Below are 8,691 nucleotides of genomic sequence, written 5' to 3'. Positions count from 1 at the left end.
CATCCGCTTTCTTCTGGGCCTTGAAGGCACGGACGAGGCGACACTGCAAACCGTACGCAAAGGCGGAAGCCGTGCCAAGGATCAGCAGGCCATCACCCTGCTGCGCGCGCATGGCATGATCGGGTTGTGCACCTTTGCTGTGGGATTTGAGGAAGAAACCGACGCCGATTACATTCGCCTGCTGCGCCATTTGCTGCGTTATGACCCCGATCAGGTGATGTCGGTTTATGCCACCCCGCACCGCTGGACACCGTTTCACCGCCAATCCGCGCGCCGCCGCGTGATCCAGACCGATCTGCGCCTGTGGGATTACAAGCATCAGGTGCTGGAAACCCCACGTGTCCCGGCGTGGCGGGTGTTTTTATGGGTGAAACTGATCGAGGCCGTCTTGCAACTGCGCCCGCGCGCGCTGTGGCGGATCTACCGCCAACCGGACCCCGACCTGCGCCATGCCATGCGCTGGTACACCCGGATGGGCCGTGGTGTCTGGCGGCAGGAGATCGGTGATTTTTTCCGCCGCCCGGCGCGCCCCGGCCCGACTGTCGCCGAATTCTGGGGGGCGGATCAGTTGCCCGAACAGGCGTTGGCGCCGCGCGCATCGCGCACTGCGGCCAGATAAATTCAATCAAAAGGACCCCAAAATGGGCACTGGATCACCCCCTTCCCCCTGGGCCGCGCTGATGGCCGAGATGATGGTCGAGGACTATCCGCGCAGCCTGGCCTTCTGGACCGGGCCCTTGGGCTTTGCCGTGGCCTTCACCCGGCCTACGCAAAAGCTGGCCTGCCTGGTGCATCCCGACGGCGCGCAGGTGATGATCTACCAGCGCGACGGTGACTGGGAGACCGGGCCGATGCAGCCCCCCTTCGGGCGTGGCATGGTGGTGCAGGTCTATGTCAGCGATGCCACCGCGATGGCGGCGCGGATGACAGCGGCGGGCGTGCCCTTCTACGTCGCGCTGCGCGAGAAATGGCGCGATTGGGGTGACCGGCTGGGGGGCCAGCGCGAGTTTCTGGTGCAAGACCCGGATGGCTATCTGGTGATGGTAGCCCAGCGGATCGGCGAGCGCCCGCTGCCTTAGCGCCCCCTGCCCTAACGCCGACGCAGCCTGTGCCATCCAGCCCGCAGCAAAAGTGCCAGAAGCGCGGTAAAAGCCGCCGTGGAGATCACGCTTTTCCACAGCGACCAACCACTTGCCGCCATGATCATCGCGTCGCTGACCGCTTCTGGCCCGGCGCGCAACATGCCGGCCACCGCGTGATTTTCCAGATAATCACAGGATGCCGCCACCACCGCCAGTGCCGAAAACACCCAGACCCACGCGCCGCGCGCCAGTTTGGCGTAGGCAAAGATCAGGACGGCGGCCATCAGCCCCGGATAGACCGTGTCGATCCAAAGCTGCACATTCAGATAAAAGTCCGCACCCGTAGGCCCCAACGCCGCCAGCAGCGCGCGGGCTTCGGTCGGGGTGTATCCCATCGGGCGCAGATCAAAGGCCGGCAGTCCGCCCGCCATGCCCTGCAGCTGCGGCAGCGACCACAGCAGCATGGTCAGATAGACGCCCAGCGTCAGCGCAAAAAGCGCCCAGAATGCCACGGCATTGCGGCTCATGCAGGCTGGCCCTGTTCAAGCACGGCACCAAGGCCCGACATCAACGTGTTGAAGATTGGAAACGAGGTGGCAATCGGCGAGGCGTCATCCACCGAAACCGGCTTTTGCGACGCCATCCCGCAGACCAGAAAGCTCATCGCGATCCGGTGGTCGATATGGGTCTTGGCCGTGGCCCCTCCCGGCACCCCGCCCGGCCCCATACCGTGCACGATCAGCGTGTCCTCATCCTCTTCGATGCGCACGCCGCAAGCCTCCAGCCCGCGGGCCATGGCGTCGATGCGGTCGGATTCCTTCACCCGCAACTCCTTCACCCCGCGCATCACGGTGCGGCCTGTCGCGTTGGCGGCAACCACCGACAGGATCGGATATTCGTCGATCATGCTGGGCGCACGCTCGGGCGGTACCTCGACCCCGCGCATCGCACCGCTGAAGCGCACGCGCAGATCGGCCACCGGCTCGCCACCTTCGGTACGCGGGTTTTGAAACTCGATCTCGGCCCCCATCTCGACCAATGTCAGATAAAGGCCATTGCGGGTCAGGTTCTGGCTGACGCCGGGCACCAGAATGTCCGACCCTTCGATGATCAGGGCGGCACAAACCGGAAATGCGGCGCTTGAAGGATCGCGCGGCACGGCCACGGTCTGCGGGCGAAGCTCCGGCTGGCCGGTCAGGGTGATGATGTTGCCCTCGGGCCCCTTCTCCACCGTCAGTTCGGCGCCAAAGCCCACGAGCATGCGTTCGGAATGGTCACGCGTCGGCTCGTGTTCGATCACCACGGTCTGGCCCGGCGCGTTCAGTCCGGCCAGCAGGACCGCGGACTTGACCTGCGCGCTGGCCACCGGCAGCGCATAGCGCACCGGCACCGGGTTGGCCGCCCCCACCAGCGTCATCGGCAAACGCCCGCCCTTGCGCCCATAGGCCTGGGTGCCGAACAGGCTGAGCGGGTCGGTCACACGCCCCATCGGGCGTTTGCGCAGACTGGCGTCGCCGGTGAAGGTGGCAGTGATCCCGGTGGTGGCCATGGTGCCCATGATCAGCCGCGCGCCGGTGCCGGAATTGCCGACATCGATCACATCCGCAGGCTCCTGAAAGCCACCGACGCCAACGCCATGCACCGACCAGGCACCCGGGCCGTGCTGCAGCACCGTCGCCCCGAAGGCCCGCATCGCCTTTGCAGTATCCAGCACATCCTGGCCTTCCAGAAGGCCGGTGATCCTGGTCTCGCCCACCGCCATCGCCCCAAAGATCAGCGCCCGATGGCTGATTGACTTGTCGCCCGGCACCTCGGCCACACCGCTGAGCGGGCCGGATTTGCGGGACGTCATCGGTTGCGCGTGGCCATGGCCTGACATTCGGTACTCCTCAGCTGCCGCCAGCCTGATAGCGCAAGGCTTTCGCGGGGTCCATCACCTCAACCATCCGGTCGTTCCTGACAACGCAGACCCTCCGGGGGGAGTATTTCTCGATGAGCAGACCCGAAAATGGTGCGTACCCCGGCCGGATACTCAAGGTTCCGGTCAACGGCGGAAGGTCAGGTAATGCGGGGGTCGCCCTTCGCGCAGCGCCTTTTGTTCATAGCGGGTGGACAGCCAGTCGTCCCAGGGTTCTGCCGACTGACCGAGCAGTTCAAACCCGGCGCGCGGCACTTCCTCCACCGTCTGGCGGACGTAATCGGGAATATCGGTTGCCACCCGAAACTCGGCCCCCGGACGCAGCACCCGCGTCAGCCCGGCCAGATAGGCAGGCGTCACAAAGCGACGGCGGTGGTGGCGGGTCTTTGGCCAAGGGTCGGGATAGTTCAGAAAGCACTTGGCAACCGATGCTTCTGGCAACACTTCGAACAGGTCGCGCACATCACCTGGATGGATCGCGAGATTGCCAATGCGACCGTCGCGCACTTTGCCCAGAAGCATCGCGATGCCATTCACGAAAGGCTCGCAGCCAAGCAGGAACACCCCCGGATAGCGCGCGGCCATATGCACCAGATGCTCGCCGCCACCAAAGCCCACCTCCAGCCACAAGGGCCGCCCACCGGTGACGGCACCCAGATCAAGCGGCGCGCGCGCGGGGTTTACGTCACGGGTCACGCCCGCCAGCGACAGCGGCTCCAGCCCCTCGGCCAGATAGGTTTTCTGGCTGGCGCGCAGGGTCTTGCCCCGGATCCGGCCATAGAAATTGCGGCGCTCGGGCGCGGGGGTATTGGTCATAAGGTCAGCCACGGCCCCGGTAGGGCGCAACACCCTGATCGGGGATCCAGACGCCCTCAGGCGGTGCGGCGGTCTGCCAGAACACATCGATCGGAATCCCGCCACGCGGATACCAATAGGCCCCGATCCGCAGCCATTGCGGCGACAGCAGCGCCACCAGCCGCTTGGCGATATCGAGGGTGCAATCCTCGTGGAACGCGCCGTGGTTGCGAAAGCTGGTGAGGTAAAGCTTCAGCGACTTCGATTCGACCAACCAGTCGGCTGGCACATAGTCGATGACGATATGCGCGAAATCCGGCTGGCCGGTCATCGGGCACAGCGAGGTGAATTCGGGCGCGGTAAAGCGCACGAGATAGCCGGTTCCGGCATGGCCCGCAGGCACCCGTTCCAGAACCGCTGCGTCCGGATCGGCAGGCGTGACCGTTGCCTGACCCAGCTGGGTTAATCCTGTGACATCTGTCTTGACCATCGCCGTTCCCCAAAGATTGCGCCGAGGCGCTGCGGTCAGACCGCTTTCTTCAGCGCCTCGACCAGATCGATCCGCTCCCATGAAAAGCCGCCGTCTGCTTCCGGCGCGCGGCCAAAATGGCCATAGGCGCTGGTGCGGGCATAGATCGGGCGGTTCAGGCCCAGATGCGTGCGGATGCCACGTGGTGTCAGATCCATGCATTCGGCCACGGCGCGCTCGATCGCGGCCTCGTCCACAGTACCGGTGCCATGCGTGTCGATATAGATCGACAGGGGTTTTGCCACGCCAATGGCATAGCTGACCTGCAAAGTGCAGCGTTCGGCCAGACCGGCGGCCACCACGTTCTTGGCCAGATAGCGCGCGGCATAAGCGGCGGACCGGTCAACCTTGGTCGGATCCTTGCCGGAAAACGCGCCGCCGCCATGCGGGGCAGCACCACCATAGGTATCGACAATGATCTTGCGCCCCGTCAGGCCCGCATCCCCGTCAGGCCCGCCGATGACAAATGTTCCTGTCGGGTTCACATGCCATTCGGTCTTCTTGGTGATCCAGCCTGCTGGCAGCACCTCACGGATATAGGGCTCCACTATGCCACGGATCACTTTCGAGGTCTGCCGCTTCGAGGTGTGCTGGGTCGACAGCACGATCGACGTCACCTCAACCGGCTTGCCATCCGCATAGCGCAGGGTCAGCTGGCTTTTGGCATCCGGGCCCAATGTCGGCTCGGCCCCGGATTTGCGCGCCTCGGTCAAGGCCCGCAGGATCGCATGGGCATATTGGATCGGCGCGGGCATGAATTCCGCGGTCTCCAGCGTGGCATAGCCGAACATGATGCCCTGATCGCCGGCCCCGTCCCGGTCCACGCCCTGGGCGATATGCGCGGATTGTTCATGGATGTAGTTGTGAACCTTGATCTTTTCCCAGTGGAATTTCTTCTGCTCATAGCCGATGTCGCGCACGCACTCGCGCACGATGCCATCGATGCGGGCCATCATGCCATGCGTCGCCTCTTTTGACGACAGGCCAACCTCGCCACCGACAACCACGCGGTTGGTGGTGGCAAAGGTTTCGCAGGCCACGCGCGCATTCGGTTCTTCGGTCAGGAAAGCATCCAGCACTGCATCCGAAATCCGGTCACAGACCTTGTCGGGATGGCCCTCGGACACCGATTCCGAGGTGAAGACATAGTCTTTGCGGCCAGTCGAAGTGTTCATGGGGGAAGTGCTCCGTTGTGTATTCCCGTCACGCCAGGAAGCCGTTGTGACAGGTCATGATCCGACTGCCGTAAACCCCGCGCGCCGGGGCGTCAATGGGCAGCGGTTTGCACCCGCGCCAAGGTCAGCACAGCGAGGCCCGCCAGCAACAAAAGTACCGGCACTTCGCCAAAGCGGGAATATAGTGTTGGCGCCAGCGCCCCCGGCAGCACCGCGTCCAGTGCACCGATGGTGCCGAAGGGAAGTTCCGCCACAACCCGGCCCCGCGCGTTGACCACTTCGGTCAGCCCGGTATTGGCGACACGGACCAGGGGCAGGCCCTGTTCCACCGCGCGCAACCGGGCTTGTGCCGCGTGCTGGAACGGCCCGGTCCAGACCCCGAACCACGCATCATTGGTGATCTGCAAGATCCAGTCGGCCCGCTCGGGTGCTGCATTCACCTCCAGCGGAAAGACCGCCTCATAGCAGATCAGTGGCAGCACCTTGCCAAAACGGCCAAGGTCAAGCACCGCCGGCCCCGGCCCGTCGGAATAGGTGTTGCCTGTCTGGGCCGCAAAGGCGGTCAGCCCGAACCACTCGCCCGCCAGATCGCCAAACGGGATGTATTCGCCAAACGGCACCAGATGATGCTTGTCATACTGGGCCATCACCAGCCCTTCCGGCCCAATCACCCGCATGCTGTTCCAGAACCGGTCGCCCTCGGCCCGCTGAATGCCCAGAATGACCGCCCTCCCGCCAGAGGCCGCGGCGATCTGCGGGGCCACTTCCGGCGAGTATTCCATGATGTAGGGCAAGGCGGTTTCCGGCCAGATCGTCACATCGGCCACCGGCTCGGTCCGTGTCAGGTCCAACTGCCGGACAAAATAAAGCCGAGCACGATCCGCATCCCATTTCAACTCCTGCTCGGCGTTGGGTTGCACCAGCCGTAGCGTCACCGCGCGATCGTCAGGCAGCGGCGCGTTCAGCCGCATCTGCCCCGCCCCGGCAACAGCGCCCAGCACCACCACCGCCGAACCGGCACCGCGCCACCCCCAGACCAGTGGCAATGCTGCCGCCAGCGTGGTGAGCAGGGTCAATCCGTTCGCACCCGCAAAGGCCGCCAGCTGATCCAGCGGCGTGCCGATCCAGACATGGCCGATCTGCGCCCAGGGAAAGCCGGTCAACACCACACCGCGCAGCGCTTCGACCGCCGCAAGTGCAACCGCAAACCCAAGCGCGCGCTGCCTTGCCCCGGCAGACAGCGCCGCCGCCACCCCCCAGAACAACGCCAGACCAAAAGACAACAGCACCACCGCGAAAGGTGCCATCCAGCCGAACCGCGCGGCATCAATCAAGAACGGCTCAACGATCCACGACAGCGCCAGCGCAAAATAGCCCGCCCCGCCAAACAGCCCGGTCCAGAACGCAGGGCTTGCCCCGACCCTGCGGCCGACCAGCCAGATCAGGCCGCTTAATCCGCCAAGCGTCGCCCACCAGAACCCCAAAGGCGCCTGCCCCAGCGCCATGACCGCGCCCAGGCCAAAGGCGGCTGCGGCCACCCGCCCGCCGGGCCAGGTCTGCGCCAGGCCCAAGATCAGTCCGCGTCCCTGGCAGGACCCGGCAGCCGCACGCGCAACCGCTTGATCCGCCGGGGATCGGCATCGACGATCTCGATCTCGGCCCCGCTTTCATGCGTCACCACCTCACCCCGCGCAGGAACCCGGCCGGTGCGCAGAAAGACCAGCCCGCCCAACGTGTCGATCTCCTCGTCCTCTTCGCCGGTGCGAAGCCGGATGCCCAGTGCGGCCTCGATCTCTTCCAGTGGCGCCGTCGATTGCGCCAAAATCACGCCGGGCTTTTCTTCCTTCCACAGTGCGCCTTCGTCCTCGTCATGCTCGTCCTCGATCTCGCCGATCACCGTCTCGATCAGGTCTTCGATGGTGACAAGCCCGTCCACCCCGCCATATTCGTCGATCACCAGCGCCATATGCGCCCGCTCCTTCTGCATTTTCTGCAAAAGCACACCTGTGGGCATCGACGGCGGCGCATATAGAATGGGGCGCAGCAACCGCTTCAGTGAAAACCGACCCGAGGCACCAAAACCATGCTGCAAGGCAAGATCCTTCAGCAGCACCAGCCCCTGCGGATGGTCAAGCGTGCCCTTGTAGACCGGCACGCGGCTGAAGCCATGCTCACGGAACACCTCGACCAGTTCATCCTTGCCGATATCCAGCGACACCGCCACGATCTCCACTTTCGGGATCGCCACATCATCCACCCGCATCCGGCGCAAGGCGCCAAGACCGGGGGTGCTACCAACGGGCGACGCATCCGCGGCGTTTGCCACCGACCCGTCAGACCCTGGGGAAAATGCGGAAAGGAGGCGCCCGAAAAAGCCCCGCTGCGCGGGGTCGGATCGCTCGTCTTCGGTCAGATCCGGCAGCGCGCCCGGCGCTGCGGTTGACCCATCGTTGCTACTGCCCATCGGTCCTTTATCCAGAAAACGCCCTTGTGCGGGCAAGCCGTCAGTATGGGTCAGAAACACCCAAGGTTGCAAGTATCCGCACCTCATGACCCTCCATCAGCGCAGCATCTTCCGCCTCGATGTGATCATAGCCCAGCAGATGTAACACCGCATGCACGATCAGGTGGGTGACGTGATCTTCCATCGTCTTGCCCTGCGCACGCGCTTCTGCCGCACAGGTGTCATAGGCCAAGGCGATATCGCCCAGGCTCTCCGGCTCAGGCAAGGATCCGGCGGTTGGCGGCGCTGGCGTTTCGCCGACAAACTCTGCCCCGCGTTCGGCCGAAGGCCAGCTTAACACATTGGTCGCCACCGGCTTGCCGCGAAAATCCGCGTTCAGCACCGCGATTCGCGCGTCATCACAACCCAACAGACTGATCTGGAACCCCTCCGGTGCAAATCCCAAGGCCTCCAGCGCCTGCCGTGCCGCCCGCTCCGCCAAACCGTCAAGACCGGCCGCGGTCCAGCGCGCATCTTCTGTCACCGTATCTACAAGCTGTGCCATGCCGCGCCCTAACCCAACGCGAAGGCCGCCTCAAGCCCTTCCTCTTCGCCAAATATCCTCGGGGGGAAAGCCTTCGGGCCTGCCCGAAGGGTTGGGGGGTCCGAGGACCCCCCTGCCCCGGGGCGCGGGCGCACTACCCCCCGGCGGGCCACAGGTCGTTAGCCCCCCCGCCCACCCCCCAAAA

At 64.8% G+C, this 8,691-nt stretch carries 10 protein-coding genes and 1 riboswitch; of the genes, 2 read left to right on the top strand and 8 right to left on the bottom strand.

The features are described from left to right. Together RMO18_RS02795 and RMO18_RS02790 are read left to right on the top strand one after the other, a co-directional pair. Positions 1 to 619, top strand: a 619-nt coding sequence (locus RMO18_RS02795; protein WP_309663802.1) for a radical SAM protein, incomplete at its 5' end; no start/stop codon positions are given. A 22-nt stretch (positions 620 to 641) separates the two neighbouring features. Next, positions 642 to 1,079 carry a VOC family protein gene (locus RMO18_RS02790; protein WP_309663801.1) on the top strand — a complete coding sequence of 146 codons (438 nt, stop codon included), beginning with the start codon at positions 642 to 644 and terminating at the stop codon, positions 1,077 to 1,079. Between the two features lie 11 nt (positions 1,080 to 1,090). On the opposite strand, the gene RMO18_RS02785 is transcribed toward RMO18_RS02790, so the two are convergent. The 8 genes from RMO18_RS02785 to ybeY all read right to left on the bottom strand — a co-directional run bounded on the left by RMO18_RS02785 (position 1,091) and on the right by ybeY (position 8,507). Continuing rightward, entirely contained in the window at positions 1,091 to 1,609 is a 519-nt protein-coding gene (locus tag RMO18_RS02785) for a hypothetical protein (protein WP_309663800.1), read from the bottom strand. Further along, a complete protein-coding gene (aroA, locus tag RMO18_RS02780) occupies positions 1,606 to 2,961 on the bottom strand; it encodes a 3-phosphoshikimate 1-carboxyvinyltransferase (protein WP_309663799.1) in 1,356 nt (451 codons plus the stop codon). Before aroA ends, RMO18_RS02785 begins: the two co-directional genes overlap by 4 nt. A gap of 165 nt (positions 2,962 to 3,126) precedes the next feature. Further along, positions 3,127 to 3,816: a tRNA (guanine(46)-N(7))-methyltransferase TrmB gene (locus RMO18_RS02775; protein ID WP_309663803.1), complete on the bottom strand. Its 690-nt coding sequence runs from the start codon at positions 3,814 to 3,816 to the stop codon at positions 3,127 to 3,129. A gap of 4 nt (positions 3,817 to 3,820) precedes the next feature. Continuing rightward, on the bottom strand, positions 3,821 to 4,285 hold the full coding sequence (gene queF / locus RMO18_RS02770) for a preQ(1) synthase (RefSeq protein ID WP_309663798.1): 465 nt from the start codon (positions 4,283 to 4,285) through the stop codon (positions 3,821 to 3,823). A gap of 35 nt (positions 4,286 to 4,320) precedes the next feature. Then, the gene (gene metK, locus RMO18_RS02765; protein WP_309663797.1) at positions 4,321 to 5,499 is read right to left on the bottom strand and encodes a methionine adenosyltransferase; all 1,179 of its coding nucleotides are present in this window, start codon (positions 5,497 to 5,499) and stop codon (positions 4,321 to 4,323) included. An 8-nt stretch (positions 5,500 to 5,507) separates the two neighbouring features. After that, positions 5,508 to 5,555: riboswitch (SAM-SAH riboswitch) on the bottom strand. 36 nt (positions 5,556 to 5,591) lie between these two features. Next, on the bottom strand, positions 5,592 to 7,070 hold the full coding sequence (gene lnt / locus RMO18_RS02760) for an apolipoprotein N-acyltransferase (RefSeq protein WP_309663796.1): 1,479 nt from the start codon (positions 7,068 to 7,070) through the stop codon (positions 5,592 to 5,594). Positions 7,071 to 7,072: 2 nt separating this feature from the next. Next, complete coding sequence (locus RMO18_RS02755; RefSeq protein WP_309663795.1) at positions 7,073 to 7,963, bottom strand: transporter associated domain-containing protein; 891 nt, start codon at positions 7,961 to 7,963, stop codon at positions 7,073 to 7,075. 40 nt (positions 7,964 to 8,003) lie between these two features. Next, positions 8,004 to 8,507 (bottom strand): rRNA maturation RNase YbeY, encoded by a 504-nt coding sequence (ybeY, locus tag RMO18_RS02750; RefSeq protein ID WP_309663794.1) that lies wholly within the window; start codon positions 8,505 to 8,507, stop codon positions 8,004 to 8,006. Positions 8,508 to 8,691 lie beyond the last annotated feature (184 nt).

This window comes from Tabrizicola sp., assembly GCF_031377265.1.
GTDB lineage: Bacteria > Pseudomonadota > Alphaproteobacteria > Rhodobacterales > Rhodobacteraceae > JAUYQR01.
This window is presented reverse-complemented; position numbering and strand designations above follow the sequence as displayed.